Origin of the sequence: Pseudooctadecabacter sp. (genome assembly GCF_965657175.1) — a bacterium.
Classification (GTDB): domain Bacteria; phylum Pseudomonadota; class Alphaproteobacteria; order Rhodobacterales; family Rhodobacteraceae; genus Octadecabacter.
The window spans coordinates 129130-155366 of record NZ_CBFHNH010000004.1; the positions used below are offsets into that span (position 1 = coordinate 129130).

Annotated in this window: 28 protein-coding genes; 12 read left to right on the plus strand and 16 right to left on the minus strand. The window is 58.9% G+C overall.

Features of this window, described 5'->3' with window-relative positions:
• Positions 1–16: 16 nt before the first annotated feature.
• The 7 genes from ACTG36_RS05680 to ACTG36_RS05710 form a co-directional block, all read right to left on the minus strand.
• A complete protein-coding gene (locus tag ACTG36_RS05680) occupies positions 17–496 on the minus strand; it encodes a nuclear transport factor 2 family protein (protein ID WP_375279812.1) in 480 nt (159 codons plus the stop codon).
• Positions 493–1002 (minus strand): ABC transporter ATP-binding protein, encoded by a 510-nt coding sequence (locus tag ACTG36_RS05685; RefSeq protein ID WP_375279813.1) that lies wholly within the window; start codon positions 1000–1002, stop codon positions 493–495. Before ACTG36_RS05685 ends, ACTG36_RS05680 begins: the two co-directional genes overlap by 4 nt.
• 287 nt (positions 1003–1289) lie before the next feature.
• Positions 1290–2201 carry a glucokinase gene (locus tag ACTG36_RS05690; RefSeq protein WP_375279814.1) on the minus strand — a complete coding sequence of 304 codons (912 nt, stop codon included), beginning with the start codon at positions 2199–2201 and terminating at the stop codon, positions 1290–1292.
• Between the two features lie 3 nt (positions 2202–2204).
• The gene (locus tag ACTG36_RS05695) at positions 2205–3302 is read right to left on the minus strand and encodes an ABC transporter ATP-binding protein (protein ID WP_375279815.1); all 1098 of its coding nucleotides are present in this window, start codon (positions 3300–3302) and stop codon (positions 2205–2207) included.
• Positions 3303–3306: 4 nt separating this feature from the next.
• Positions 3307–4200 carry a carbohydrate ABC transporter permease gene (locus ACTG36_RS05700; protein ID WP_439141673.1) on the minus strand — a complete coding sequence of 298 codons (894 nt, stop codon included), beginning with the start codon at positions 4198–4200 and terminating at the stop codon, positions 3307–3309.
• On the minus strand, positions 4193–5065 hold the full coding sequence (locus tag ACTG36_RS05705; RefSeq protein WP_375279817.1) for a carbohydrate ABC transporter permease: 873 nt from the start codon (positions 5063–5065) through the stop codon (positions 4193–4195). Before ACTG36_RS05705 ends, ACTG36_RS05700 begins: the two co-directional genes overlap by 8 nt.
• Positions 5066–5128: 63 nt before the next feature.
• Positions 5129–6385, minus strand: a complete 1257-nt coding sequence (locus tag ACTG36_RS05710) for an ABC transporter substrate-binding protein (RefSeq protein ID WP_375279818.1) — start codon at positions 6383–6385, stop codon at positions 5129–5131.
• A gap of 234 nt (positions 6386–6619) precedes the next feature.
• Between ACTG36_RS05710 and ACTG36_RS05715 the strand changes: the two genes are divergently transcribed.
• The 7 genes from ACTG36_RS05715 to ACTG36_RS05745 all read left to right on the plus strand — a co-directional run bounded on the left by ACTG36_RS05715 (position 6620) and on the right by ACTG36_RS05745 (position 12159).
• Entirely contained in the window at positions 6620–7357 is a 738-nt protein-coding gene (locus ACTG36_RS05715) for a response regulator transcription factor (protein WP_375279819.1), read from the plus strand.
• 41 nt (positions 7358–7398) lie between these two features.
• Positions 7399–8805 (plus strand): sensor histidine kinase, encoded by a 1407-nt coding sequence (locus tag ACTG36_RS05720; RefSeq protein WP_375279820.1) that lies wholly within the window; start codon positions 7399–7401, stop codon positions 8803–8805.
• Between the two features lie 152 nt (positions 8806–8957).
• The gene (locus tag ACTG36_RS05725) at positions 8958–9296 is read left to right on the plus strand and encodes a PepSY domain-containing protein (RefSeq protein WP_375279821.1); all 339 of its coding nucleotides are present in this window, start codon (positions 8958–8960) and stop codon (positions 9294–9296) included.
• Between the two features lie 87 nt (positions 9297–9383).
• A complete protein-coding gene (locus ACTG36_RS05730) occupies positions 9384–10067 on the plus strand; it encodes a winged helix-turn-helix domain-containing protein (protein WP_375279822.1) in 684 nt (227 codons plus the stop codon).
• Positions 10051–11334 carry a sensor histidine kinase gene (locus tag ACTG36_RS05735; protein WP_375279823.1) on the plus strand — a complete coding sequence of 428 codons (1284 nt, stop codon included), beginning with the start codon at positions 10051–10053 and terminating at the stop codon, positions 11332–11334. The genes ACTG36_RS05730 and ACTG36_RS05735 overlap by 17 nt, the downstream gene beginning before the upstream one ends.
• A 76-nt stretch (positions 11335–11410) precedes the next feature.
• The gene (locus ACTG36_RS05740) at positions 11411–11620 is read left to right on the plus strand and encodes a hypothetical protein (protein WP_375279824.1); all 210 of its coding nucleotides are present in this window, start codon (positions 11411–11413) and stop codon (positions 11618–11620) included.
• Between the two features lie 26 nt (positions 11621–11646).
• Positions 11647–12159, plus strand: a complete 513-nt coding sequence (locus tag ACTG36_RS05745; RefSeq protein ID WP_375279825.1) for a cytochrome b — start codon at positions 11647–11649, stop codon at positions 12157–12159.
• A 75-nt stretch (positions 12160–12234) separates the two neighbouring features.
• Here ACTG36_RS05745 and ACTG36_RS05750 read toward each other — a convergent pair whose 3' ends face one another.
• The 8 genes from ACTG36_RS05750 to ACTG36_RS05785 all read right to left on the minus strand — a co-directional run bounded on the left by ACTG36_RS05750 (position 12235) and on the right by ACTG36_RS05785 (position 20932).
• Positions 12235–12951 (minus strand): peptidoglycan-binding domain-containing protein, encoded by a 717-nt coding sequence (locus ACTG36_RS05750; RefSeq protein WP_439141678.1) that lies wholly within the window; start codon positions 12949–12951, stop codon positions 12235–12237.
• Complete coding sequence (locus ACTG36_RS05755; protein WP_375279827.1) at positions 12948–14273, minus strand: DUF3131 domain-containing protein; 1326 nt, start codon at positions 14271–14273, stop codon at positions 12948–12950. The genes ACTG36_RS05750 and ACTG36_RS05755 overlap by 4 nt, the downstream gene beginning before the upstream one ends.
• Positions 14263–16095, minus strand: a complete 1833-nt coding sequence (locus tag ACTG36_RS05760; protein ID WP_375279828.1) for a glycosyltransferase family 2 protein — start codon at positions 16093–16095, stop codon at positions 14263–14265. The genes ACTG36_RS05755 and ACTG36_RS05760 overlap by 11 nt, the downstream gene beginning before the upstream one ends.
• Positions 16096–16097: 2 nt before the next feature.
• The gene (locus tag ACTG36_RS05765; RefSeq protein ID WP_375279829.1) at positions 16098–17246 is read right to left on the minus strand and encodes an acyltransferase; all 1149 of its coding nucleotides are present in this window, start codon (positions 17244–17246) and stop codon (positions 16098–16100) included.
• A 266-nt stretch (positions 17247–17512) separates the two neighbouring features.
• On the minus strand, positions 17513–18982 hold the full coding sequence (locus ACTG36_RS05770) for a DUF3131 domain-containing protein (protein WP_439141681.1): 1470 nt from the start codon (positions 18980–18982) through the stop codon (positions 17513–17515).
• Positions 18979–19395 carry an ATP-binding protein gene (locus ACTG36_RS05775; RefSeq protein ID WP_439141683.1) on the minus strand — a complete coding sequence of 139 codons (417 nt, stop codon included), beginning with the start codon at positions 19393–19395 and terminating at the stop codon, positions 18979–18981. Before ACTG36_RS05775 ends, ACTG36_RS05770 begins: the two co-directional genes overlap by 4 nt.
• 17 nt (positions 19396–19412) lie before the next feature.
• Entirely contained in the window at positions 19413–19757 is a 345-nt protein-coding gene (locus tag ACTG36_RS05780) for an STAS domain-containing protein (RefSeq protein WP_375279832.1), read from the minus strand.
• The gene (locus ACTG36_RS05785) at positions 19754–20932 is read right to left on the minus strand and encodes a PP2C family protein-serine/threonine phosphatase (protein WP_375279833.1); all 1179 of its coding nucleotides are present in this window, start codon (positions 20930–20932) and stop codon (positions 19754–19756) included. Before ACTG36_RS05785 ends, ACTG36_RS05780 begins: the two co-directional genes overlap by 4 nt.
• Positions 20933–20956: 24 nt before the next feature.
• Between ACTG36_RS05785 and ACTG36_RS05790 the strand changes: the two genes are divergently transcribed.
• Positions 20957–21169 (plus strand): hypothetical protein, encoded by a 213-nt coding sequence (locus ACTG36_RS05790; protein WP_375279834.1) that lies wholly within the window; start codon positions 20957–20959, stop codon positions 21167–21169.
• A gap of 119 nt (positions 21170–21288) precedes the next feature.
• Here ACTG36_RS05790 and ACTG36_RS05795 read toward each other — a convergent pair whose 3' ends face one another.
• Positions 21289–21903, minus strand: a complete 615-nt coding sequence (locus ACTG36_RS05795) for a response regulator transcription factor (protein WP_375279835.1) — start codon at positions 21901–21903, stop codon at positions 21289–21291.
• 251 nt (positions 21904–22154) lie between these two features.
• Here ACTG36_RS05795 and ACTG36_RS05800 point away from each other — a divergent pair, with 251 nt between their 5' ends.
• From ACTG36_RS05800 to ACTG36_RS05815, 4 genes are all read left to right on the plus strand, one after another.
• Entirely contained in the window at positions 22155–23042 is an 888-nt protein-coding gene (locus ACTG36_RS05800) for a UTP--glucose-1-phosphate uridylyltransferase (protein WP_375279836.1), read from the plus strand.
• A gap of 93 nt (positions 23043–23135) precedes the next feature.
• On the plus strand, positions 23136–23648 hold the full coding sequence (locus ACTG36_RS05805) for a molybdopterin-dependent oxidoreductase (RefSeq protein WP_375279837.1): 513 nt from the start codon (positions 23136–23138) through the stop codon (positions 23646–23648).
• Between the two features lie 34 nt (positions 23649–23682).
• On the plus strand, positions 23683–24168 hold the full coding sequence (locus tag ACTG36_RS05810; RefSeq protein WP_375279838.1) for a hypothetical protein: 486 nt from the start codon (positions 23683–23685) through the stop codon (positions 24166–24168).
• Positions 24169–24204: 36 nt separating this feature from the next.
• Complete coding sequence (locus ACTG36_RS05815) at positions 24205–26172, plus strand: ATP-binding protein (protein ID WP_375279839.1); 1968 nt, start codon at positions 24205–24207, stop codon at positions 26170–26172.
• The last annotated feature ends 65 nt before the right edge of the window (positions 26173–26237 follow it).

Sequence of the window (26237 nt, forward strand, 5' to 3'; positions counted from 1 at the left end):
AGGTTGGTCCTTCTCTTCACAGTCCTAATTCAGTTGGCCCGGGGTGGTCATCGGGGCGGGGTCCGGGCGCATCCCAGTGGAACAGGCGTTCGCTGTCGGCGATCGGCACATCGTTGATTGAGGCGTGCCGCTGCGCCATGTAACCAAGCGTGTCGAAAGCCCAGTTTTCGTTGCCATGGGCACGAAACCGCTGCCCATCGGCATCGTGGTATTCGTAGCAAAACCGCACAGCGATCTTGGCGTCGCTATGGGCCCAGATTTCCTTGATCAGGCGATAGCCGTTCTCGGTGGCCCATTTGCGGGTCAGAAACGCCTCCACTTCGGCGCGCCCGAGCAAGAATTCGGACCGGTTGCGCCATCGCGTGTCAGGCGTGGAGGCCATCGCGACCTTTGCAGGATCACGCCCGTTCCAGGCGTTTTCGGCCATGCGCACTTTTGGGACAGGATCTTCAAAGCTGAACGGCGGGACGGGCGCACGCGGCGGCATATCAGTCATGTCGTGACCGCCTGCAACAAAGGCTGCCCATCCGTCGCATCTGACGTTTTGTCGATGCGTACGGTGTCCGGCGAGTGCGTCTCACCCGGCGCGCTTTCCTGACCAGCCAGTTCGGCGGAACGTTTGCCAAGGAACTGCACCAGATGATTGCGGATCGCGTAATAGTTGGGGTGTTCCACAATATCGCTGCGCACACGCGGACGCGGGATCGTAATCTCAACGCTTTCGGCGACACGGGCCAGCGGCCCGTTTGTCATCAACAATATGCGATCCGCCTGCAGGATCGCCTCGTCGATGTCATGGGTGATCATGAAGACCGTTTGGTTGGTGCCGCTCCAGACTTTCAGAAGCTCTTCCTGAATTGTGCCGCGGGTCAGCGCGTCCAGCGCGCCGAAGGGCTCATCCAGCAACAACAACTTGGGTTCATTGGCAAAGGCACGGGCAATCGACACACGCTGGCGCATGCCGCCAGACAATTGGCTAGGCTTGCCGGAAATGGCTGACATGTATCGGTCGTAAAGGACACGGAACGGTCCGACATGCGGGTAACAGCCGTCTGCTCGCCCCACTTGATTACAAGGTCTGTACTCTTGCTTTCTGGGAACGATCGCGCGGTGATCGAAGCCTTACTGACTTGCCATCGTGGTGATGAAAAGGACCTCGCCGTGCCGATCATTTTGCATCACCGCCAGAGGGGCCATAGCACCACCCGAAACCCTGCGTTGCGGTCTTTTGCAGGGGCGGATGATATGCGGGTCCGGCCTCTTGTTGCCCGCAGGCGGCTGGGGCCGGTTTATATTGTGAAGTTCGCGCAGCCCGATAAAGCTGCGCCGTCGTCTTGGGCGATGTAGATGGACGGCTTGTCTTGCGTTCGAAACGAACACGGGCTTTGCAGCACGTCGATCAAAGGGGCCGGCGCGGTACTGGCCACGGCCCGTGCAACGCTTCCCGCCAGAAAAATCCCGTGAGACGGCATATAGGTCAGTGACAAATCACGCAGCAGATACCCCATAAGCGTGGCAAAGGCGTCAACCGCTTGGGTGGCGTTTGCTCCGTCAGTGTAGGCATCAATCGCGTCCGCGCCGGTGATGTCGGCTGATCCGGTCATTTGGCGGCAAAATGCGGTGAAGCCACGTCCAGAAAACAGTGTTTCAACCGTCGGAAAAGTCGCGGGATCGCATCCGAACGCGCGCAGCCTTGATGCGATTGCCACTGGCATTGAGACATGCCCAGCCTCAGCAGGGGGGCAGATCGTAACCGATTTCGTGGTGATGACCTGACTGATGTTGAACCCCGTACCGATGCCCACAACAAGCGCACGTCGCAGGGCGGCGGTGGGCGCGGGGTCCCCGCAAATCTGGACCATCTGGCGGGGATCAAAGGACGGCACCGCGTGGCCCAATGCCGTCAGATCGTTGAGCAGATGAACCTGTTTGCACGAAAACTGGTCCATCAATCCCGTGGCGTTGATTTGCCAGTTCCGGTTGGTCAGTTTCGCGGACCCCGCCTGCACGGGGCCTGCGACCGCAACAACCATGTCGTGGATGTCTACGTGCGGACGGGCCTGACAGTAGCTGCGCAGCATATCGTCGAGACGGTCCCAATCGTCGTTGGCAAACCGCTGGACGGAGCCTGCGTCGATCACCCCATCCAGCGACAACCCGATACGTGCGTTTGTCCCGCCGATATCCGCAACCAACCGCATGGCTTAGTTCAAACGCTCGCCGGTATCGGGGGCAAAATAGGACACCTTGCCCAGATCAAACGCGAGGTTCAGGTGTTGGCCTGCCACAGCGCCCGTCTCCGCATGCAGACGTGCGGTGATGTGTTTGCCGCCCAGTTGCAGAACCGCGAAGGTATCAGCCCCCGCAGGTTCCACGATATCAATCATGCAATCTGCGATCTGACGCCCGCCACCGGCATGCAAATTGGCATCCCCGATGTCTTCGGGACGCACCCCAAGGATCACGTTTTCGGGCAGGTCCTTGTTCTTAGTGTCGATCAAAGTGATCGGAGCACCGTTCGCGCGGGCGATTTCGACTTCCGTGCCTTTTCCGTTTGCTTTGGTCTTGACGGGGATCAGGTTCATCGCCGGGCTGCCCATGAAATCTGCCACAAACAGATTGGCCGGGTGATTGTAGATTTCGGACGGGGTGCCGATCTGCTGGATCACGCCGCCTTTCATCACAACAATCTTGGTGGCCAAGGTCATGGCCTCAATCTGGTCGTGGGTCACATAGACCATGGATGCGCCAAGCCGCTGGTGCAGGGCCTTGATCTCCGTGCGCATTTCAACGCGCAATTTGGCATCAAGGTTAGACAGCGGTTCGTCAAATAGGAACAGTTTGGGGTCCCGCACAAGGGCGCGGCCCATGGCGACACGCTGACGTTGGCCGCCCGACAGCTGACCGGGTTTGCGGTTGAGCAGGGGTTCAATCTGCAACTGGGCCGCTACCTGTTTGAGCTTTTCGTCCTGCGTTGCCTGATCGACGCCCCGGACCTTCATGCCGAAGGTGATATTCTTGGCGACCGTCATCGTCGGGTAGAGAGCGTAGGACTGGAACACCATCGCAATGTCGCGGTCCTTGGGGTTGACATGGGTCATGTCCTGCCCGCCGATGCTCAGCGTGCCGCCGGTGATCGGCTCAAGCCCGGCGATGCAGTTCAGCAAGGTGGATTTGCCGCAACCCGAAGGGCCAACCAGAACAAGAAAGTCCCCCTGTTCGATGGACACGTTGATGTCTTTGAGAATTTCAACCGACCCATAGCTTTTGAACAGGTTGTTAATTTCGAGGATGGGAGCCATGGGGTTATCCTTTCACGGATCCGGCGGTCAGACCGCGGACGAAGTACTTGCCAGCGACGACATAGACGAACAGGGTTGGCAGGGCGGCGATGATCGCTGCGGCCATATCCACGTTGTATGCTTTGACGCCAGTGGTTGAGTTTACGATGTTGTTGAGGGCGACCGTCACAGGCTGGGTGCCTGCTTGGCTGAATGAAACGCCGAACAGAAAGTCATTCCAGATCTGGGTGAATTGCCAGATGACGGTCACGACGATGATCGGCAAAGACAGCGGCAGGAAGATCGACCAGAAGATGCGGAAGAACCCCGCGCCATCGACCTTGGCGGCTTTTGTCAGTTCAGACGGGATCGACACATAGTAGTTCCGGAAGAACAAGGTGGTGAAGCCAAGCCCGTAAATGACGTGAACAAAGATCAGCCCCGGAATGGTGCCTGCGATCCCCATCAAGCCCAACATGCGAGCCATGGGCAACAAGACGACCTGAAACGGGATGAAGCAGCCAAACAGCATCAAAGCGAAGAACAGGTTGGCCCCCCGAAAGCGCCATTGCGCGACCACATAGCCATTCAGCGCGCCAATCAGGGTTGAGATCAGGACGGCAGGGACAGCGATCAGGACCGAATTCCAAAAGAAGGGGCGTACGCCTTCGCATTGGATGCCAGTACAGGCACTGGACCACGCCGTGCGCCAAGCATCGAAGGTCAATTCGCGGGGCAGTGAAATCAGATCACCGGTGCGGATTTCCTCAAGGCTTTTGAAGGATGTCGTGATCATCACGAACAGCGGCATCAGGTAAAACAGCACGAAGACGCCAAGAAGGATGTAGAGGACCCAGCGCAGCGCAATCTTGCTGGCGCGGCCCCTCGATTGAGGCGGGGTGTAAGACATATCAGTCATCTTTGGTCCTCAATTCGGAGTAGAGGTAAGGGACGACAATCGCGAAGACGACCATCATCATGATCATCGCGGAACTGGCCGCTTGGCCGATGTCACCGCGCGAAAACGCCATCGTATACATGTAGGTCGCAGGCAGGTCGGTTGCGTAACCCGGGCCACCCCCCGTCAATGCGATGACAAGGTCGAAGCTTTTGATCGCAAGGTGCGACAACACGATGAAGGCGGACAAAAAGATCGGCGCCATGGCGGGAATGATGATCGCGGTATAGACGCGCCATGTGGGGATGCCATCGACCTGTGCGGCCTTGATGATCTCTTGATCCACGGACCGCAGACCGGCCAGAAACAACGCCATCACAAAACCGGAGCTTTGCCAGATCGCCGCGATGACCACCGTATAAATCGCCATATCCGGATCAACGAGCCAGTTGAACGTGAAGTCCTCAAACCCCCAGCCACGCACCGTGGCCTCAAGGCCAAGTCCGGGGTTCAGGATCCACTTCCACGCAGTACCGGTCACGATCATCGAAAGCGCCATCGGGTACAGGTAAATGGTGCGGATCGCGCCTTCGGTGCGGATGTTTTGATCCAGCAAAATCGCAAGGGTCAGGCCAAGGATCATGGCGATCACAATGAACAAGAACCCGAAGACGAACAGATTGGAAAACGCTGTGTCCCAGCGCGGGGAGTCGAACAGGCGATCATACTGGATGAAGCCTTCGATTTCATATTTTGGCAAAAGGCGCGACCGCGTCAAAGACACCCAAGCCGTCCAAGCGATAAAGCCGTAGACGAAAATAAGGATGATGATGAAGGAGGGGGCCAATACCAACTTGGGCGTGTTTTCTTCAAGCCACTTGGTCATTTGGAAATTCCTTGGGGTTTCCCCCCCTGCACACCTGTGCAGGGAGGGAGGGTGGGTCATGTTTTACAGGCTATTTGCAATTGCGTCAGCCAACATCTGAACAGCGTCCTCAGAGGACATGTCAGAGTTGAAGTGCGCCGTCACCGTGTCGGTGATTGCACCCGCTTGCGCGCCGCGCAGGGCCATGCCGTGGGCATAGGACGGCAGCAAGGACCCGCCTTCGTTGCTGGCGGCCATGTCGTCTGCGGACAGCACAGCACAGCTGTCGAAGTTGTCCAACGCCACGTCTGTGCGCACAGGGATCGAACCCTTGTTCAGGTTGAATGTTTCCTGAAAGCTCTCACCGACGACCAGTTCCGCCAAAAGCGCCTGACCGGCCTGTTTGTCGTCACCGTCAACGGCAAACATTGCAAAGCTGTCCACGTTGTAAAGGAAACCTTCGCCCGGTGTGGACGCACACAGGAAGTCTTCGCCCGGCGTCTGGCCTGCGGCCATGAATTCGCCTTTGGCCCAGTCACCCATGATCTGGAACGCGGCTTCGCCGTTCATGACCATCGCAGTTGCAAGGTTCCAGTCCCGACCGGAGAAGTTGTCGTCAACATAGCCGCGCATGGTGCGCATCTGGTCAAAGACAGCAACCATGTCGTCGGACTTGAGAGTGTCCATGTCCAGTTCAACGAACGCCTTGCGGAACCCGTCGGCGCCCAGAATGCCCAGTGCCACAGCTTCGAAAACGGTGGCGTCCTGCCAAGCCTGACCACCGTGTGCCAGGGGGATGATGCCAGCGGCCATCAGCGTGTCGGCTGCGGCGTTGAATTCGTCCCATGTGGTTGGCATTTCGATGCCGTTTGCAGCCAGAACTTCGGCGTTTGCCCAGATCCAGTCGACGCGGTGCACGTTCACAGGGGCCGCACACCATGTGCCTTCGCACTGCATGTGACCGGCGATGGCCTCTGGCAGGATTTCGGACCAGTTGTTGGCCTCTGCCACGTCAGAGATGTCAGCCAGAACGCCTTCTTCATACCATTCCTGAATGGCAGGCCCTTTGATCTGGGCGGCTGTCGGCGCGTTGCCGGCCAGAACACGTGCGCGCAGCGCTGTGCCGGCTGCATCACCACCGCCACCGGCGACGGGCATGTCTGTCCATGTGCCGCCGTTTGCGGCGAATTCTTCTTGCAGGACAGCGACAGATTTCGCTTCGCCACCGGATGTCCAGTAGTGCAGAACTTCCGCTTCGGGTGCGGCATGGCCGTCGGCGAATGCAGCTGTGGATGCGATCATGGCCAAGCCGGAGACCGCGCTGAGTAGTTTAGGTGTCATATTGATTTCCTCCCAGAAATGACTGTGCCCAACTTTGGGCCACGTTCGGAATTTCTGGCGGCAGGCGCATTGCGTTGCAATTCGTGCATACCGGGATTTCCGCGCGGTTTAATCATTATATGCTGAGTTCGTTACATGTTGTTACGTGGCGCTCGATTCTGTTGCACAGCGTTACATATGATGCAGGCCGTAGAACAGCCGCAGCCCGTTTTGACCGATCTGAAAGGCCTGAGAATGGCGATCCCGCGAATCCTTGTTGTCGATGACGATGCCGACATGCGGCAGATGATGACGCAGCTTTTGCGCCAAAGCGGCACGATCGCTTTGCCCGCCGCCACCGAAAGGGAGGTGGAAACCCACCTGAAAGGCGGGCGCGTCGATCTGATCTTGCTGGACGTGATGTTGGGCGATGAAAACGGGTTAGACATTTGCAGCCGGTTGCGCCGCGAACAGGATGTGCCGATTATTTTGGTATCTGCATTGGCGGCGGATCATCAACGCATGGACGGATATGCGGTCGGCGCGGATGACTATATCACAAAACCGTTCAATCCTGATTTACTGCTGGCGCGGGTCAAGGCTGTGTTGTCTCGGGCGCGGCGGTCGTCGTCTTTGGCCTATCGTCGCAACACCAAGACCTTTGTCTTCGCAGGCTGGACCTATCATGCCAAAACCGAAGAGGTCCTGTCGCCGGACAATATCCAGGTCGCTTTGTCACGCCGCGAAACCGCCCTGTTGCAAGTGTTGCTGGCCAACCCGCACATCCCCCTGACCCGTGCTGAAATCGCGACGGCCCTTGATGTAACCGGCGACAGCGCCCAATCGAGCGAGGCCATGGGCCGATCCATCGACGTTCTTGTGGGACGCCTGCGCAATAAGATCGAAAAGAACCCCAAAACCCCGGCGGTGCTGCGGACAGAACGTGGTGTGGGCTATGTCTTTGCTGTCGATGTTGAGGCGCGCGACGGGTGACGCCCCTCGTGTCCAGCCTCAAGAGTATTGGCCTTTTTCTTGTGAGCGCGGCCTTCGTGACCGGCGGGCTGTCTGTTTGGCTTTGGACGCAATCCTCCGCCAACTGGCGCGCCCATCAAAGTGCGGCCTACGTTGCGGGTGTGACGCTTTATGATGCGCTGCAAAACGGCACGGCGCCGCCCACGGGCGTGACGATCAATCCATTGCCGCCTGCGGGACAAAGCCTCGCCGCATTAGGCCAGTTTCGCCAGATTGAAGGTGCGGCATCCTCGTCCCGGATCACGGTCATCCCCATTTCGGCAGACATCACGCCGCAACGGGCGGGTGCGCCGCTGACGCTGGTGATTGTGTCGCCGGACATCACCTATAGCGTCGCGGATTTGCCCAACCGTGACGGCCAGACGGCAGCAGAGACGACGGGCGCTGTCACGCGCAAATTCGCGTCCTTTTGCAGCGACCCGATTGTGTTGGGCAAAATGGGGGACCAGCCGTGGGTCCGGATTGACGGGCCGTCCGTCTGGGGTTGCGCCGCGAGCCCGTCGGACTGGCGGCTGCCTGCGATCATCCTCGCGGTGCTGACAATGGGGGGCTTGATCACCGTGGCCTTGAACCTGCCGACTGATTTCACGTCCTTCGCGCATCAGCTGCGGAACCGGCGACGTGTCGGCGGGCCAAGTCAATATGACGCCACCGGCCCACAAGAACTGCGTGAGATCGTGACCGCCGTGAACACCTACCTTGAGGTGGAGCGCGACCAACTGGCCAGCCGCGCCGCTGTCTTGTCCGGTGTCAGCCATGATCTGGGCACGCCCGCCACGCGGTTGCGTCTGCGGACTGCCCTGATCCCCGATGCCTGCCTGCGGCAGAAATTTGAAAACGATATCGACGCCATGACCGGCATCATCGAAAGCGTGTTGACCTACACCAACGCCGAGATGAATTCCGAAGCGCCGCGCAGGTTGTCGCTGACGTCTTTGGTGGACGCCATCGTGGCCGACTATCAGGACGTCGGTCGCCCCGTGATGTTGGAACAAGGCAAAGACGTCATCGTCCAAGGAGGGCGGTCGATTTTTATGTCGCGCCAAGGGCAGGGGGTTGTCCCGCCCGAGCAGGATATCATCGTGGTCGCACGGCCTGTGTCATTGCAGCGGGCCATCACCAACCTGATTGAGAACGCTTTGAAATATGGCAGGCGGGCCCACGTTCTGCTGCACGCCACCGCAGAAACCGCAACCATCGTGATCGAAGACGAAGGCACCCAGACCTCAGCCCGTGAGATCGAGGCGCTGATGGATCCGTTCCAGCGGGGCGACAACACGTCAACCATCGAAGGGCACGGTCTGGGCCTGACGATTGTTGCGACAATTGCAAAGCTGCACGGCGGGTCCTTGGCGTTTGAGGATTCGTCGCGTGGCGTGGCCGCACGGCTTGAAATTCAGCGCAACTGACGGGTTGAATAGGGCGTCCGGGGGTCGGGCCGCACCTATGTGCGAAGCTTACAAAACTGTAAACTTCATGCCCAACGCCGGTAAGGTAGGCGTCCTATTTCTGTTTCATCGGACGGCCCAATGGCCCTCCCAACATGAAATGGAGAACAGACATGAACATGAAACTTATCGCAGGTGGCGCACTGACTGGTTTGGTTTTGGCAGGCGGCATCGCTGGCATGGTATCGGCGCAATCAGCCGCAGACGCCACGGGGTTGACCGAAGACCAGATCATCGAGATCGCCCTGATGGAAGTGGCCGGTGAAGTGACCGAGGTTGAACTGGAAAACCGTCGTGGCACGCAATTCTATGAGGTCGAAATCCTCGCCGAAGACGGAAGCGAGATGGAGGTCAAAATTGCGGCCGACACGGGCGAAGTCCTCAAGGTTGAGGCCGAAGACCGCGATTGCGACAAGGATGATGACGATGATGACGACAGCGAAGACGCATAATTGAAAATCGTTTTCGACCCTGACACATCCACGATAGGCTGCCAGTGATGGTGGCCTATCGCCGTTTAACCTATTGCTTGGATCACGATGCGCATTTTGCTTTTAGAAGACGACAAACAACTGGGACCGTGGATCGCGAATGGTCTGCGCGAAGAGGGTCATGTGGTCGATCAGTTCGTCGATGGAAAGGATGCGCTGATGGCGGCCATGGGGCAGGCGTTTGATCTGTTGATCCTTGACCGCATGGTGCCCGGTCTGGATGGTCTGGCGGTTCTCAAATCCTTGCGGGCGTCCAAGAACAGCACCCCCGCCTTGTTTTTGACTGCCCTGGGGGAGGTCGATGCCCGCGTCGAAGGGTTTGAGGCGGGGGGCGATGATTACCTGACCAAGCCCTTTGCCTTTGCCGAATTGTCGGCCCGCGTGGGGGCCTTGGGCCGCCGACGTGAGGGCGGTGAGGTAACCGAGGCCGTGCAGACAACCCTACGTTATGGCGATCTGACGTTGGACTTGTTGTCGCGCCGGTGTGAACGGCAAGGCCAATCGATTGATCTGATGGCCAAAGAAATCAAGCTGTTGGAATATCTCATGCGCAGGCCGGGCCGTTTGGTGACACGGACGATGCTGCTTGAGCAGGTTTGGGACATGAGTTTCGATCCCACGACCAGTGTTGTCGAAACCCACATCAGCCGTTTGCGGGCCAAGATCGACAAACCGTTCGACACGCCGCTTTTGAAAACCCGCCGGGGGGAGGGCTATGTCTTTGGCGCGTAAATGGGTGTCCCGGTTCGCGTGGGTGCCACGGTCGTCGACACTGCGGTTGTCAGTGCTGCTGTCGGGCATTTTTGCGGTTGGCTTTGTCGCAGCGATCCTGATCGCTCTGACCTTGGGGCAGCGGGCCAATGAGAGGCGGCTGGATGCAACGCTTGAAACCTTGGCGCAGGGGGGTGCGATAGCTGACACACGCGGGGATACTGCCGCGTTGATCTTGCGCCCCCTTGATGATCTGGCGGGCCTGCCTGATCCGTTTCGCCGTGCCGCATCACGCGGGGGCGGGACTGTCTTTTTGCGCGATGATGTGATGCGTTCGAACGTCTGGCGCACCTTGGTGGCGCAGGACAACGCAGATGTGCCTGTGCTGGTGGCCATTCCAATCGATGACAGCGAAGATGCGCAGGAACTGTTGGCGCAAATTCTATGGACGACGGCTGCGGTCGTCATTGCCCTGACCCTTGCGATCGGGGTCTGGGCCGGTTTGCTGGCGCGGCGACGTTTAGCGCAGATCAACACCACTTTGGGCCGTCTTGCAGCCGGTGATTTGTCGGCCCGCACGGGACACGCCCAGTCGAAAGACGACCTTGATGACATTTCCCAAAACCTTGACCGGACGGCGGCGGATTTGGAACGTCTGGTCAACCAGACCCGCCATCTGAGCGCCAGCATCGCCCATGACCTGCGCACGCCCTTAGCCCGCCTCAGGGCACAGTTGGAGATGTTGCCCCACAGCGACGGACGCGGCGCCGCTTTGGAGGAGGCAAGCCATCTGTCGGACGTGTTCGACACCATCATGCGCGTCGCCCGCATCGAAGCCAAACAGGGCCGCGACGGGTTCGAAGCCGCGGGTTTGGACGACATCGCGCGCGACATGGCCGACATCTACGGACCCGTTCTTGAGGATAGCGGCAAGACCCTGACGTTAGAGGTCAATGCGCCCGCCACGGTGCAGGCCGATCGCGGCATGTTGGTGCAGGCCATGGCCAATTTGATCCAGAACGGGCTGGTGCACGGGGGCGACCAGATCACCGTCTTTGTGGACGGGTCGACCATGGGCGTGGCGGACAATGGCACAGGTGTTGATCCCGAACAGTTCGCCGAAATCATCAAGCCGATGGTGCGTCTGGATGCGGCGCGCAGCACCCAGGGATCGGGGCTTGGTCTGGCCTTGGTGCGCGCCGTTGCGGACCGGCATGGCGCGCGGCTTGATCTGTCGGTGAACACGCCGCACGGGCTGAAGGTGTCGATCAACTTTACAAAAGTGTAAGGTCGCGGTCAGGCGCGGGTAAAACGGGCTGTCTATCTCTGGATCATCGAAACACGAGATGAAATCGGAGACCCAAATGACCACCCTGATGTCCAAATTCAAATCTGCCGTATCCACTACCGTCGTCTGCGCCGCTGGCGTCGTCATGATGGGCTTGGGCTTTGCCCTTGTCGGCACGCTCGCCCTGTTTGGGCTGGTGGCGATTGGCATTGCCCTTCTTGCCGCGCCCTTCGTGGCCCCGACCTTGCAAGCCTCTGCAGACGCAGACCCTCAGACAGCAGCCTAAGGGGGCGGTTTGGAAAGGGCGCAAGGATGACAGATCACACACCTTCAGCGGCAAAACCACACGGTTTTGTCACACGCGGCATTCACTGGCTGTCGGCGGCAATGCTCGCCTATGGCTACTACAAGGGGCTGGACAACGTGAACCAACTGTCTGACCCGGCGTTGTTCAGGTTCGAAGTCATCTTTGGCTTGGCGTTGGGGCTGTTGTTCGCCTTCCGGCTGTTTTGGACCAAGAAGATCGTCGGGGCGACACGGCTGCCTGATAGCGCCCCGAAGTGGGAACACTTCGCCTCGCGCACGGTGCACTACGGCCTTTACGGATCGGTCTTTGCGATTGTCGGAACCGGATTGGCCATCGCCTTTGCCTATGCGTCGCCGCTTTTGGGGCGGTCGTTTATCAATCTGATGGCTGACTTGCACGAACTGTCGCTTGCGGTTTTGCCGGTCTTGATCCTGACGCATATCGCTGGCGCGCTTTGGCACAAGGTCGTGCGGCGGGATGGCGTTTTGGAAAGCATGACGGGGAAGATGCCGGTCTAGATAGCGGATTGGACCGGCCCCGATGGCAATGTCTACGGGGCCGGGTTCGGGCTGCGTGCGGGCCGCATCATCCGGTCATTCGTTGGCGGCTGACTGCGGGGCATCACACAGCTGCGCATCAAGGATCGCGATGACATCGCTGATCGGGGTGTTCCAACCGGGGTCGTCGACAAAAGCCCCCATCGCGGCAAAGGACTTTGGGCCAAGAAAGCCGTCGACAGGCCCGGGATCTTGCCCCGCCAGCAGAAGAAGCCTTTGCAGTGTGGCGATTTCTGTTGCCTCATCCACCGCGGCGCTGCCGCACGGGGCTGCGGCTGCTGGTTCGGGCGTGGGTGTGGGCACTGTGGCGTCGGGTTCGGTTGGCGGGGTGATGTCGGGTTCGGCGGCCTCAACCGTGACTTCGACAGGGGCGGGGTCGGGCGTCAGATCAAGGCCCAAAAGGCATTGGCCTATGACCTTGGCTGCTGCCACCGCCTGTTCCGGTGGTGCGCGGTTTTCGTCAAAGTCACAGGTGCCCGTGGCCTGATCGCACACAAACGAAACCTCCCAATCATCGACAAAGTTCAACGGTCGCACGACCCCTTCGCTAGCCGCTGTGATGTTGTAGCGGACCCCATCGAAAACGCCTTCTTGCCAGAACGCGGGAAAGCGCACGGAGGGCACGTCGGATACGTGGGACACCACATCGGTCGCCCCGTCGAGCGGGCGGTCAAAGGTCGCTGTCACACAAGGCTCCGCCGCAAGCGCGGAGGCGCCAAGCGCCCAAAACGCGACAGAGGCAAGTCCTTTCATTGCGACCGCCGGATCAGCGGGCCATGGGCGCGAAAGGCGAGGGCGGCCAGAACGACGGCATTGGTGTTGACCGTGACGGAGGTGTTGGTGCTGCCATCGATTTCATAAATACCTTCCGGCCAGCCGCGCTCTGGATCACCCAAGGGGGCGATTTCAGCCAGCAATTGGCGGGTATATTCGGTCCCAAAGAGAGCATCCCACGCGAAGGCCACCTTTGTTGTGATTGTCCGGCGGCTGTCCATGCGGTCGCCGCTGAAGGTCATGACAGCCCAATCCGCGCCGCCGCCCCAAACGGAGGAATAGATGAAATAGGGCGCTACATCGATGTGGGATTCACTGACGGCGGTCAGGACGCCTGTGTCGCGAAAACGCGCTTCTTGTGCGGTGTAGATTGCGGTTGCAAAACGGTGGGACCTTGCGTCGAACCCGAATTCCAGCCCGTCGAACAGGTAAGGTTCGCTGACCGTGAACGCAGGAGTGACGTTGCGGTGCAGGCGGGTGTCTACGGGGATCGGCTGACCCTCGACGTTGCGGACCATCAGGTGGCTGTTCGCGTCATAGGCCTGATACATGTCATAGCCAAACAGCATCATGGCTTTGGCGGCATATTGTTCATATCCTACACGGCCTTCTTGGTCGCGGCGCAGGGCGCCATCGATCATATTACCACCAATCAGCTGGCCGTTTTCGACCATATCATCCAAAGCCCAGCGGTTCATCAGCGCCGTCGTCTGGGGGGTGAGTTCGGGGTAGTTCGCTTCGACATGACCCAATGCGCCAACCATTCGCGCGATGTCCAAAGCGGACCAGCCAAGGCCACGTTCAACGGGCTGGTTGGCATAGTTCACCAATGCACCGGTGCGCACGTTGTAGGCCTTGTTGGGCAGCATCCCGTCAAACAGGCGCATCTCTTGCAAGGTCGCCAATGTCCGGCTGATCCGGTCTGTGGCGTCTTCGCGGTCAATCAGGCCCAGCCGTTCGGCCGAAATGGTCGCCACAAAGTAGGACCCCGTTTCCCACATGGTGGTTGAGGGGTAGTTGTCCGTGGAATTGACCAGACCTGTCACCGGATCGGTATTGTTTTCGAAGTAGCGCCATGCGATGCGCGCATGGTCAAGGTCCATGTCGCTGGACGTGCCAGTGATCGCCAGGGGAAGGGGGGATAGGTCGTCAAATTGGTCCATTGCGCGGGCGGCCTCGGTTGGTGTGGCACCGGCATCCAAGCGGCTGTCGATGGATGTGACAAGTGCCAGTCCCAGCCCGAGGGCTGCAAGAAAAATGATATGACTGCGTGCTTTGGTAAGGTTGTTTTTAAACGTCATGACGTGTCGTCCCTTTTTCTGTTTCGGGCTGCCAAAGGGCCGCCGCGATAATGCCCGCCATCGCGAGGCAGTTGTTCAGGCCCCACAGGATGTTGGAGACAACCCCCGTGGCGGAATGGTCTGTTGTTCCCAAGATCAGCGCGCCAACCCCCCAGATCGCCGCCACCGCAGTCAGGACGACGATGGCGATTTGTGGCCGCACAAGGGCCAGAAACGTGCCCGACTTGCGGACCTTGGGTGTCACTTTGAAAGAAATCGTTTGCCCCTTCGCCACGGACCAGATGGCCCGCAATCCCAGTGGGAAAAACGACAGGTAGCTGGATTTCGCGGCATAGCCCGACACGCCCCAAGCGCCGACCATCATGGCCAGTTCAAGTGTCACCAGAAACGGGATCAGGTGCCAAAAGAAGTCGGCGGAATAGGCCGACACGGGGGAGACGCCGGTGAACAGATAGATGATTGGTGCTGCCAGAAAGATCACGTTCCAGATCGGCGCGAGGTAGGAAAAGAATGTCGCCGCATACATCATCCGTTGCGAAAACGTCAGGCCACGGCGAAACAGCGGGTTGTCGTTAACCAAGATATCCAGACTGCCGCCTGCGTATTTGTAGCGCTGCACGGTCCACGTCAGCAGATCTTGGGGTGAGAGCATTTTACTTTCGACAATCGGATGCATCTTTGATTTCCAGCCGCGTTCGCGGTCCGAATGCAGCACGATTGAGGTGTAGATGTCCTCAGACACGTGAAAACGGTAGGGGGTCAGGATTTCTGTCGTCGCGGCCTCGGTGCGGATGGCGTCCATCAGGTCGGGGGCGATGTCGCGTTCCTTGTTGGTCACGGTGATGACTTCTTCCGTGGCATGCACGCGGGTTTCCACCTTGGCACCAAAGCTGCGCAAGGCGGCCTCCATCACCGCTTCGCGGCGGTGGATTGATCCGGCGCCACAGCAAAAGGAGGCATTGGCCCAGTTGCGGCGACGTTGGATGACGTCGTAGAACATTTTGGGGTCGCTGACGAAGGGGTCGGTGCCCAGTTGCACGGGGCCGATGACCTTCTGGATTGCGCGACCTGCCGTGTCACCAGCGGGGCCAAGGCGGCGCGCCAAGGCGGCATCCAGCGCCTCACCCTCGGGCAGGTCATAGAACCACTGAGGGGTCTGGACCCATGCCATTTTCGGGTCTTTGAAATAGCCCAAAGTGTTTTCGAGGATCGTAGGAAATGGCCGTGTGTCGGCGTCGCAGATCACCAGAAAGTCACCCGACGTCTGTTCCATGGCGTGGCGCAGGTTGCCGGCCTTGAACCCTTCGTTGGTGGTGCGGGTGATGTAGTTCACGCCTTCGTCGTCCGCCACGGCGCGCATGGCGTCACGGCGGCCATCGTCCAGCACGTGGATGCGAATATCAATCGCATGGGGGTAGGTGATCTGTTTGGCATCGCGCAGGCCCAGCCGGACGAGTTCGGGGTCCTCATCGTAGGTGGCAAACATCACATCGACAGATACGGGGCGGTCACCGTCAGGATGGTCAGGGGCCACGTCCCGCAAGGTGGCGGGTGGGGCATCAATGACGATCGGGTCGTCTTTCCATAAGTTGAAGACAAACAGCACCAGACCCACAAAGGCGCAGGTTTCCGCCACGGCCAAAGGCACGGCAAACCACAGCGCATCAGTGTTCAGGGACGCAGTCCAGCGCCACCAGATGTACCAGCCACCCACCACAAGCGCCATGACAGCCAGAAACTGCCAAACACTTTCGCGCAGGGCAGAATAGGGCAGGGGTGGTTCGGGCACTCGGTCTTCGAATTTGGCGAAATAGTCGTCCACGGTTATGCCTCTGCCCGCTTTGTGCGCGCGATGTCCCATGGGGTCGGGCCCAGCCCGATGGTCCATGCCAAGGGACGCAGCCGCGACAGGCCGATGGTCAGGGCAAGGGACAGGGGTAAAGCCACGGCAAAGCGGATCAGCACCAAAGCGGCTGGGGCCATGTGTTGCGACAGACCGGTCGAATAGACCGTCACATCAAAAAGGTCGATCACCAGCGGATGCACCAGATACACACCAAAGCTGTAGCGGGCCAACTGTGACCAGCGGTCAGACCACGTCAGGTACTGTCCGCCCATAAAGACCGTAAAGACAAAGACCGGCATCAGGAAGTGGCCGTAAAAATCCCACCCGCTGCGCACGCCCCACGCGCCCGACACCAGCGCAGTGTAGAAGAACGGCAGCGTCGCGAGGTAGGCAAGCGCCGCAAAGTACAGCCCCGCGCGCCGGATCAGGCGGCTTTCGCCGCGTGGGATGCCATCGTTCCACAGCCCATAGATCGCGAAGGCGGCCATGCCGTAGCCCACATAGCCAAACACCTTCAGCGCACGCAGCACGTAGTCGCGCAGATCAGATGAGATGTCCAAACCCCAGACAAAGCTTTGCAGGTTGTTCATGACGCCGATGGTAATGACGACCGTCAGCCCAAGGATCGGGTAGCGCGTGGCCGACCGCATGACCGGGTAGAACAACAACAGCACAAACAACGTTGGCAAAAAGTGCATATGATATTGGGAATTGCCCAAGATCAGATAGCCCACCCAGGACTGCACTTGCCCCAACTGATCCCAGATGTAGGGCGCATAGTTGAAGGTGTCGGCCTTCAGCAGCCGGAAGAACGCATAAAACACCGCCCAAAAGACAAACGGCACCAGCAGACGCTTGGCCTGTGTGGCAATCGTTTCGGCGTAGCCCGGCATCTTCTTGTCGATGCGCATGGCCATCAGGAACAACGAGAACATGAAGAACATCTCGGATCCCGAGACCTCCCCCAAGGATCGCAGGAACACCGGGATCAGACGTTCACCTTGGGTGGCCTCCGCAAACGGGTTGCCGCCAAAGTCGGTCGAAGAGTGGATCAAGACGACCCCGATGGCGGCAAAGACGCGGTTTGCGTCAAACCAGACGAGGCGCGGTTTGCGCGAAGCTGCCATCAGTTCGACCTTGGAATTGGGCAGCTGCTGGGCAGGACCTGACGGGGCTGCGGCAGGGGCAGTTTGTGCTCCGTTGTGCTACACTCTGTTGCGGCGACACCGTCGTCACCCAGCACGGGGCGGCAATAGCGGAATTCTTCCACCGGGATGACAGGTGGTACGGTGTTGCGGTTGGCGCAGGCGCAGCATGGGATTTCTTCAACCGCGGCATTGGGGTGACATTTGTTTTCACGAATGTCGGTGCCAGCATAGGCCGTGTCCCAGACTTAGGTGTTCTGGTTGACCCGTTGCAGGATCGGCCCCTGCACTTTGTACAGCAGTGCAGCCAAGATTACGCCGTTATTGTTGGCGGTTTGCAGCGGGATATAGCCGTTGCCGTTTTCATAAAGGCCTTCAAAAAAGCCCCGATCCGGCTGGGACAGATCGGCCACGGTTTCGAACAACAGATCGGTATAGTCGGTGTCCCAAAGCGCCCACAGACCCACGGCGGCCTTTGCGGAAACCGCAGCGCGGTCCGGCTGGTATTCGCCTGTAGGGTCCAGCGTGTTCCACGCATAGCCGTTGGCGAATATGCTGTCGTACACAAAATAGGGGCTGCCTTCGACCTGATGTTCAGACCGTGCGGTGATGATGCCGGTTTGTTCAAACCGGCGCTGCTGCACCAGATAAATGCGCTGGGCGAACTCGGCGCGCCAGCCGTTGCTGGCGACCATGCCGTCATTGGTGCGGTCGTCGGGCATATCCCAACCCATTTCCAGACCGTCGAGGATATAGCCCTCGGTCAGGACATAGTTCTGGCTGCGGAACACGCGCGGGTCACGCCCGTCATAGGGCACGCGCACGTCGTAGATCATGGTGTATTCCAAGGGCTGCGGGGCCATGGCGCGGTCCACGTCAAATCCCCACAGGGCAAACCCTTTGGCGGCATATTCTTCATATCCAAGGCGGCCTTCCTGGACATATCGGGTGTCGCCATTGCTTTGGGTGAACGACCCGAACATACGCCCGTCTTCGTTGATCAGATTGCAGAAATTCCAGCGCATGGGCACGTTGTCGACGCTATTGGCCAAATAGGGGTGACGTTCCTTCATGATCTGCAACCAGACCAGAAGCCGACCGATGTCGTTGGCAGACATGCCGATTTCGCCGGGCTCGTTGGCATAGTCGACCATGGCACCGGTGGCGGCATTATAAACTTTGTTGGGCGCTTCGCCGCGGTACAGAGGCAGGTTGCGCAGTGTGTTCAAAAGCTGGGTCGCGCGTCGGTCGAATTCACGTTTGTCGATGACGCACAGTTCATAGGCTGCGACCAAGGCGCTGATGTAGGACGCGGTGTCCCAAAGGGTCGTCGACGGGAAGTTGCCCACCGCGTTGACCAGACCGGTTTCAGGCTGAAAGAACGTTTCAAAATAGGACCACGCGGTTTTCGCCATCTCGAACTCCCGTTCGGTCAGGGCGCCGTTGCGGCCAAAATGGGGGGAGGACTGGCTAAGCAGCCGACGATCACATGTGTATCCGGTACCGCCCTCGGTGGTGATCCGAAGGGCCGTGTCTGCGGTGATCGTCACGCTGTCATAGGCGACCCCATCAAGGGTCACGCCATTGATCGACACCGCGCGCAGCCCGTCGTCTTCTTGCTGGGCGTCCAGCGCCAAGGGTGCTGCGAAAACGGCGAGGGCGGTCATGGCGGCCCGCAGCCATATGCGGGCGGTGGGGCGAGGTGTTGTGGTGGTCATTGGTCGTCTCCTGCATGGGGGGAGGGTGTTTTGTTGAAAGTCAGGGTCAGGCAAAATCGGCCGTCTTTGCGGGCGTAGGTGATGGCGTCGGCGCATTGCGCGATCAGGCCAAGGCCCCGTCCGCTTTCGGCCATAGGATCGACCGCATCCAGATCAGGCGCATGGTCGCGCAGATCGAAAGGTTCCGCTCCGTCGGGGTCGAACAGATCAATGCTGACCGCGCCTTCGCCGTCATGAAGTGCCACGTCGATCAGGGCGTCCGGATGGGACTGGCCTGCGTGTTTGATCACGTTGGTCAGCGCCTCGGCGAGGCAGATTTCAACCCGCGCCACAGCCATATCATCAAGGACATCTCCCACATCTTGTTTGAGGGAAACGACCACGCGGTCCACGTCATGAAGCGTGTTTTGCATATGATAGTGACGTGGGTTCACGACCGTTCTGCCATCTTTTGCACGGCGGCATCGACAGTGGCATGGACGGTGAACACGCGGTCCATCCGGCAAATGCGGAACATCTGCGACACGTCGCTATTGAGGCCAGAGACCGCCAGATCGCCGCGGTGACCGATCTTTTTGAGAACCCCGACCAAAGCCCCAAGGCCGGAGGAATCGAGGAAGTCGACTTCATCAAAGTCAACGATGAGCTGTGTCGCGCCACCCTCGATCAAGTCCGTGACCTCATCCTTGAACGTCTTTGCATTGACGGCTGTCAGACGTTCAACACCGGGGCGAACGACAGTGATATCAGCGGCATGTTGGGTCGTATGGATCATGGGATTTTTCTCTCTAACGCGACGACGGTCAGGTCGTCTTCAAGGGGCGCACCACCGCGCCAGTTTTTCAGGGCATCGACATAGGTCTGGGGCAAAGCCTTCAGGCCGACGGCGGGATAGGTTTGGGCGATACGGCGCACGCGGGTGGTGCCAAAAGGTTCACCCGACAGGTTGGCCGCCTCTTCGGCGGCGTCCGAACAGATCACAAGGGCCGCACCCTGTTCAAAGGTGTGGGTCGCGTTTTCGTAGGTCGCTTCAACAATCAGACCCACCGGAAACCCGCCATCGCCCAAGGACATAGCGGCGCCATCGTGATCGACATAAAGCGCGGAGGGATAGCCCGCCTGACAATAGGTCATGTCACCGGTTGCCGTGTCGATGACGCCGCAAAACATGGTGAAGTAGTCGTCGTTTTCAGAGATGCTGAACCGGTCGTTGAGGGCGGTGACCAACGCGGCGGGGTCCGGGCGGCCTGCGTCATCAAAGGCGTGGGTGCGCACATAGTCGGGCGTGACCATATGGCCAATGGCCACGGACAACAAAGACGCCTGCACCCCGTGCCCCGACACATCAACCGCGTAAAAGCCAAGCTGCGTGTCGGTTAGAGGAAAGCAGCCGAACATATCGCCTGACACGAAGGACGAAGGCACAAAGGCCGAAGCCACGGCAAAGCCCATGACGTCGGCGTTCAGGTCGGGCAAAAGCTGGCGCTGGGCGACGGCTGCGGCCCGCAAATCAGTTTCAATCCGGTCGTGTGCCTCTTTCAGAACGCGGGTCCGTTCGGCCAGTTGTTCGGCGTGGGCAATCAGGCGCGTCGCCGTTTTGATCCGCGCCTTGAGCATTTCCGTGCTGCTGCCCTTGGTGATGAAATCATCGGCGCCGGCTGACAGCGCATCGATGCGTGTTTCGGTTTCATCCGCGCCGGTCACCATGAAGACATGGATGTAGCGATCCAGATCAAGCGCGCGAATGTGCCGCGTCAGGTTGATGCCATCCATATTGGGCATATTGATATCGCTGATGACGATGGCCGCATCGGTGTTTGTCACCAGATCAAGGGCGATCTGTCCGTCCTCGGCCTCAATCGCTTGATAGCCCAGCCCGTTGATCAGGCTGCACAGATACAAACGCTGCAATTCGCTGTCTTCTGCGACGATGATTTTTTGACGGGGCATCAGCATGGGAACCACATGGTTTGAATGTTGCAAACGGTCTGGCGGTGCGTGGCGCGGAGGGTGGGCAAACGTCGCACCGTGGCCGCCGATGGCCCCTTTATGCAGGACCAAGGGGCGATCACCGCATTCATTCTACGCAAGATTTTATTCAAACCCGCCTTTGCAACATTCGCAGTGGCGCACAGATTTGCTTTGTCGCATTGGTTGTACGCGGCGCTGGTCTGGTATGATGAGTGACGAAATTGCATCTGATATCTCCTGCCCCAGGGGATATCGGGGCCACATAGGGTTTTCATCTGCGCGACAGGCTTGTTGCGCGGGACATTCGTTATGCGCCTTATCCAAAAGGATAGGATTTAGAACAATCCGGCCTCACGGGCGATCAGGGCAGCCTGCGTGCGATTGGAGGCCCCCACTTTGCGGTACAGCGTTTTCATATGCAGCTTGACCGTCGGTTCGGTGATGTCCAAATCGCGGGCGATCTCTTTGTTGGCCTTGCCTTCGGTCAGCCCCTTCAGCACCTGAAGTTCGCGTTCGGTCAGGGTCTGGGCCAGGGGATGCGTTTCTGCTTCGTCGGCTGCCGTCATAAAGTCGATGGGCGCATATTGTTCGCCCATGGCCATGAATTTAACTGCGTTTATCAGGGACTTGGCTGGAAGGGATTTGGGGACAAAGCCCGCGGCACCGGCCTCCAACGCGGCTTCAGCGACCTTCTTGGTGGCTTCACCTGAAATCAGCGCAACCTTTTGGCCGTCACCAAGTGCCATCGCGGATTTCAGCCCGTCCAACCCGTTCATGCCGGGCATGTTATAGTCCAGCAGGATCAGATCAAATGCGGGGCCTGTTTCGATCGCCGTGACTGCGTCGGCAAAGGTGCCGACGGCTTGTGTTTCGATACCCCCCTCGTTCTCAAGAAAGATAACAAGTGTGTCACGCACCAGATCGTGGTCATCAGCGATCAGAATTCTCATGGGTCGTCCTCATATACTGGAGGCTACTGTTATCCCGCAACCATGACCATTTCATGGCCAGGATGATAGGGGGAGGGTTTGTGAAAAGGACCCGTAAAAGTAGTAAAGCCATCCGTTCGGATAGGTCTGCCACACTATGGGGGGTGCCTTGTCGCTTTTGTTCACGGGTCCTGTTCTTTCGCACGTTTGCTTTGCGACCGGTCTTTCGGCCAAGACCAAGACAACCGAACATCAAAGTAGTGAGCTGACCAATGACCAAGATCCGCAAAGCCGTCTTCCCCGTCGCCGGCATGGGCACCCGTTTCCTGCCCGCGACAAAATCCATCCCCAAGGAGATGCTCACTTTGGTGGACCGCCCCTTGATCCAATATGCAGTCGATGAGGCGCGTGAGGCCGGGATCGAAGAATTCATCTTCGTGTCCGCCGCAGGGAAAGGCGCGCTTGAGGATTATTTCGACACCGCCGCCGCCCTTGAGACCCGCCTGAAAGAGGCGGGCAAGACCGAAGCGCTTGAGGCGCTGGCGCCCACGCGCATGAAAGAAGGCGCGCTGACAATCTTGCGCCAATCCCAGCCACTGGGCCTTGGGCACGCAGTGCGGCAAGCCAAGGCGTTGATCGGAGGGGAGCCCTTCGCCGTGATCCTGCCCGATGACGTCATCAAATCCCAAAAAGGCGCGTTGGCACAGATGGTCGACGCCTATGCAGACGTGGGGGGGCACATGGTTGCCACCATGGATGTGGCCCGCAGCGAGACAAGCAAATACGGCGTTCTTGACGTCTGCTCGGAGGCAGGTCGTCTGGCCCATGCGCGCGGGCTTGTGGAAAAGCCCCGCGCTGATCTCGCCCCGTCCACCAAAGCGGTGATCGGGCGTTATATTCTCGATGGTGCGATTATGGACCGCCTCGCAAACCTGCGTCCCGGCGCGGGCGGCGAATTGCAGCTGACTGATGCAATCAACGAAGATGTGGATCAGATCGGTGTGTCAGGTTTTCAATTTGACGGTCAGCGGTTCGATTGCGGGTCTGTTCAGGGCTACGTCCAGGCCACGGCGGCCTTCTCATTGGACCGCGCAGACCTGCGCGATGATTATGCGGCCTTCGTCAACACGCAGCCCCAAGGACTGCGGCTGGTGGCCTGACCTATCCGAACGGATAGGTGGATACCCCGATGCCCTGATGCGCAATCGTGTCTTTAATGCCATGTAAGCCTGACCCCATTATAGGAGCGGACCATGAAACGATTTGTTCAAAACCTTTTGACCGTCACGCTTGTCGCGGCGATGCCCCTGTCCGTTATGGCCGAACAGATGGCTGCCCCCACAGGGACGGCTGTTCTGACCGTGACGGGTAATATCGACAGCACCAACGCCGATAACGCACTGGTTCTGGACCGCGAACTGTTGGCGACCCTGCCAGTCACGACCTTTGAAACCTCAACCATCTGGACAGATGGTGTCCACAGCTTCACCGGCGTGTCGCTGGCCGATCTGGCGGCTGAATTGGGTGTGGAAGACGGCCATTTTCTGGCCACCGCAATCAATGACTACACGGTGGAAATCCCCGTCTCCGACGCTGTTGAGGGCGGACCGATCATTGCCTACCTGATGGACGGTGAAGAAATGTCGGTGCGTGACAAGGGCCCCCTTTGGGTCATCTACCCCTATGACAGCAATGCGGCCTACCGGACCGAAGTGGTCTATTCGCGCAGCATCTGGCAACTCGACAGGTTGGACATCGTTGAGTAACCCTTGAGCATAACCAGCCAAGGGAACAGCGCTGATGGTCAATAGACACAAGACACGTCAAAACCGGACGCGTCTGTTCGCGGCGCTTGCGGGATTGGTGGCCATTGGCGCGATTGCGTTTCTGACGTTCAACGTGTCGCGCGAAATCCGGCTTTTGGGGTCGGCGCGATCGGACAACGTGCAATGGACACTGGTCCAAACCCAAGTTGAATTTATGGAATTCGCCCAACAGGTCAACCGCGATCCGGTTGATCTGGCGGCGTTGCGTCTTGAATTCGATATCTTCTACAGCCGCGTAAAAACCCTGCGCGAAGCGACCGTTTTCGAAGGGCTGCGCGCTAACCCCACATCGGCCAGCTATCTTGAACAATTGGATGGGTTCTTGGATCAGGCCGTTCTCATCGTGGATGCACCTGACGCCCAGCTTTTGGCGCAAATGCCTGATCTGGCCAATCTGTCGGCCAGTGTGACGCCCACGGTTCGGGCTTTGGGGAATTCGGGCCTCGATCTGTTTGCCTAATCCGCAGATCAGCAGCGCGAAGCGGTGGCGCGCACGATGACGCAATTGGCCGTGGCAATTGCGGTTTTGGTCGCGGTGTTGTTGCTGGCGATTGTGTTTCTGAACCGTCTCAACACGCGCATTTCCAAGCGTGAACGAGAGAACCGGCGCACCACCACCCGTATGAGCACGGTGATGAGCACGTCTTTGGATGGTGTGATCGTCTGCGATGCGGACGGGCGAATTTTGGAATTCAGCCCTGCGGCAGAGGGCATTTCTGGCCATGCCGAAAGCGAAGTTCTGGGCCGTGACATCGGGGCCGTGATCGTTCCTGACCATATGCGCGATGCCCATGATGCAGGCATGGAGCGGATGCGCGGCAAGGGTGAAAAACGTATTGTCGGCAAAGGCCGGGTGAAACTTGAGGCCAAGCACCGCGATGGCCGAATTTTCCCGGTGGAACTGGCCATTCAATCCGCCACCACCGACCAAGGTGAGATTTTTATTGCCTTTCTGCGGGACATTTCCCAACGGGTCGCCGCCGAAGCGGAATTGGTGGCCGCCCGCGATAAGGCGCTGGCCAGTGAAAAGCTGAAGACCGACTTTCTGTCCACAATGAGCCATGAAATCCGCACGCCTTTGAATGGTTTGCTGGGCAACCTGAACCTGTTGCGCGACACCGATCTGGATGCGCAGCAAGATCGGCACGTGGGCTATATGGAAACCTCCGGACGGCTGCTGATGAGCCACCTGTCCGATGTGCTCGACATCACGCGCTATGATGCGGGAAAGCTGAACACACGGTCAGAACCGGTCAATGTCACTGCTTTGCTGCAAGACATCATCGACAACCAAAAGGGCACGGCATCAAAGAATGAAACGTCCCTCACGCTCAACTGGATCGGGGAGAAGATGGATTGGGTCCAGTCCGACCACGACCGTTTGCAGCATGTGATGATTAACCTGATTGGCAATGCGGTGAAATTTACGCGCCGTGGCAAGGTGGCGGTGACAATCGAAAACATCGGCACACCCGAGGCCGCGGAACTGTCGGTCAAGATCGCTGACACAGGTCCGGGCATGACCGAAGAGCTGGCGAAACACGTCTTTGACGATTTTGTAACGGGCAACACGGCCTACGACCGCGATGTGGGGGGCACGGGCCTTGGCTTGAGCATCGCCAAGAGGTTCGTCCATGCGCTGGGCGGTGACATCGGTGTGGAAAGCGTGCTTGACGAAGGCAGCACGTTTTGGGTCACCATCCCCGTGGACGCAGCCAAGGTTCCGCAAACGGAGGCCACGCCGGATCTTGGGGAAACGCACCATCGCCCCCTCAACATTCTTGTCGTCGAAGATAATGAAATCAACCGGATCGTCGTGGGTGAGATGTTGCATGCCGAAGGCCACCATGTGGTTGAGGCCCATGACGGACGCCAAGGCGTGGATGCGTCAAAAACGCAGTTTTTCGATTTGATCTTGATGGATATTAGCATGCCCGTGATGGATGGCCGCGCGGCCACTCGCGCAATCCGTCAAGAAACGGGCGCGTCCCAACACACCAAGATTTATGCCCTCACTACGAATGCGATGCTCGAAGAACAACAAAAATTTCTGGCCGATGGTATGGACGGAATTCTGACGAAACCAATTGCACGGGACGCCCTGCGCGACCTGTTGCGCAACACAGCGGAGGGAACATCAATGCCCATGATCAGCCAAGATCACAGTGCCGAAACCCGACAGGCCTTGGGCGAAGATGCCTTCGCCAAACTGCTGTCGCGATTTGTGACCGAAGTTCAGGAACTCCAGACGTGGCTTGGCACAGAAGAGGCGCAGGATTACCTCGAAATTGCGGGACGCGCGCATAAGGTCGCAGGAAGTGCGGCCGTCTTTGGCGCCACCCCCTTGCGCGAAACCCTCAAATCCATCGAAAACGCAGCCAAAGCGGGTGACAACGCGGCCATCAACGCAGGCATCGCACAGTTTGGTGCAATCTGGACCCAAACGAAAACCGAATTGAAGTAAAAGCCGGCGGGCCAATGCACAGTCACCGCTTGATGTGGGCGGCCATACACCGCTAGAAGCAGGGC

Coding starts and splice junctions, on each gene's coding strand:
- ACTG36_RS05790 (WP_375279834.1), top strand. CDS start 20,957: ATGTTGCAAACGGTCTGGCGGTGCGTGGCGCGGAGGGTGGGCAAACGT.
- ACTG36_RS05785 (WP_375279833.1), bottom strand. CDS start 20,932: ATGCCCCGTCAAAAAATCATCGTCGCAGAAGACAGCGAATTGCAGCGT.
- ACTG36_RS05805 (WP_375279837.1), top strand. CDS start 23,136: ATGAAACGATTTGTTCAAAACCTTTTGACCGTCACGCTTGTCGCGGCG.
- ACTG36_RS05780 (WP_375279832.1), bottom strand. CDS start 19,757: ATGATCCATACGACCCAACATGCCGCTGATATCACTGTCGTTCGCCCC.
- ACTG36_RS05690 (WP_375279814.1), bottom strand. CDS start 2,201: ATGCGGTTGGTTGCGGATATCGGCGGGACAAACGCACGTATCGGGTTG.
- ACTG36_RS05815 (WP_375279839.1), top strand. CDS start 24,205: ATGACGCAATTGGCCGTGGCAATTGCGGTTTTGGTCGCGGTGTTGTTG.
- ACTG36_RS05715 (WP_375279819.1), top strand. CDS start 6,620: ATGGCGATCCCGCGAATCCTTGTTGTCGATGACGATGCCGACATGCGG.
- ACTG36_RS05800 (WP_375279836.1), top strand. CDS start 22,155: ATGACCAAGATCCGCAAAGCCGTCTTCCCCGTCGCCGGCATGGGCACC.
- ACTG36_RS05810 (WP_375279838.1), top strand. CDS start 23,683: ATGGTCAATAGACACAAGACACGTCAAAACCGGACGCGTCTGTTCGCG.
- ACTG36_RS05795 (WP_375279835.1), bottom strand. CDS start 21,903: ATGAGAATTCTGATCGCTGATGACCACGATCTGGTGCGTGACACACTT.
- ACTG36_RS05735 (WP_375279823.1), top strand. CDS start 10,051: ATGTCTTTGGCGCGTAAATGGGTGTCCCGGTTCGCGTGGGTGCCACGG.
- ACTG36_RS05740 (WP_375279824.1), top strand. CDS start 11,411: ATGACCACCCTGATGTCCAAATTCAAATCTGCCGTATCCACTACCGTC.
- ACTG36_RS05695 (WP_375279815.1), bottom strand. CDS start 3,302: ATGGCTCCCATCCTCGAAATTAACAACCTGTTCAAAAGCTATGGGTCG.
- ACTG36_RS05700 (WP_439141673.1), bottom strand. CDS start 4,200: ATGACTGATATGTCTTACACCCCGCCTCAATCGAGGGGCCGCGCCAGC.
- ACTG36_RS05710 (WP_375279818.1), bottom strand. CDS start 6,385: ATGACACCTAAACTACTCAGCGCGGTCTCCGGCTTGGCCATGATCGCA.
- ACTG36_RS05770 (WP_439141681.1), bottom strand. CDS start 18,982: ATGACCACCACAACACCTCGCCCCACCGCCCGCATATGGCTGCGGGCC.
- ACTG36_RS05745 (WP_375279825.1), top strand. CDS start 11,647: ATGACAGATCACACACCTTCAGCGGCAAAACCACACGGTTTTGTCACA.
- ACTG36_RS05750 (WP_439141678.1), bottom strand. CDS start 12,951: ATGAAAGGACTTGCCTCTGTCGCGTTTTGGGCGCTTGGCGCCTCCGCG.
- ACTG36_RS05680 (WP_375279812.1), bottom strand. CDS start 496: ATGACTGATATGCCGCCGCGTGCGCCCGTCCCGCCGTTCAGCTTTGAA.
- ACTG36_RS05685 (WP_375279813.1), bottom strand. CDS start 1,002: ATGTCAGCCATTTCCGGCAAGCCTAGCCAATTGTCTGGCGGCATGCGC.
- ACTG36_RS05755 (WP_375279827.1), bottom strand. CDS start 14,273: ATGACGTTTAAAAACAACCTTACCAAAGCACGCAGTCATATCATTTTT.
- ACTG36_RS05725 (WP_375279821.1), top strand. CDS start 8,958: ATGAACATGAAACTTATCGCAGGTGGCGCACTGACTGGTTTGGTTTTG.
- ACTG36_RS05775 (WP_439141683.1), bottom strand. CDS start 19,395: ATGCAAAACACGCTTCATGACGTGGACCGCGTGGTCGTTTCCCTCAAA.
- ACTG36_RS05765 (WP_375279829.1), bottom strand. CDS start 17,246: ATGGCAGCTTCGCGCAAACCGCGCCTCGTCTGGTTTGACGCAAACCGC.
- ACTG36_RS05705 (WP_375279817.1), bottom strand. CDS start 5,065: ATGACCAAGTGGCTTGAAGAAAACACGCCCAAGTTGGTATTGGCCCCC.
- ACTG36_RS05730 (WP_375279822.1), top strand. CDS start 9,384: ATGCGCATTTTGCTTTTAGAAGACGACAAACAACTGGGACCGTGGATC.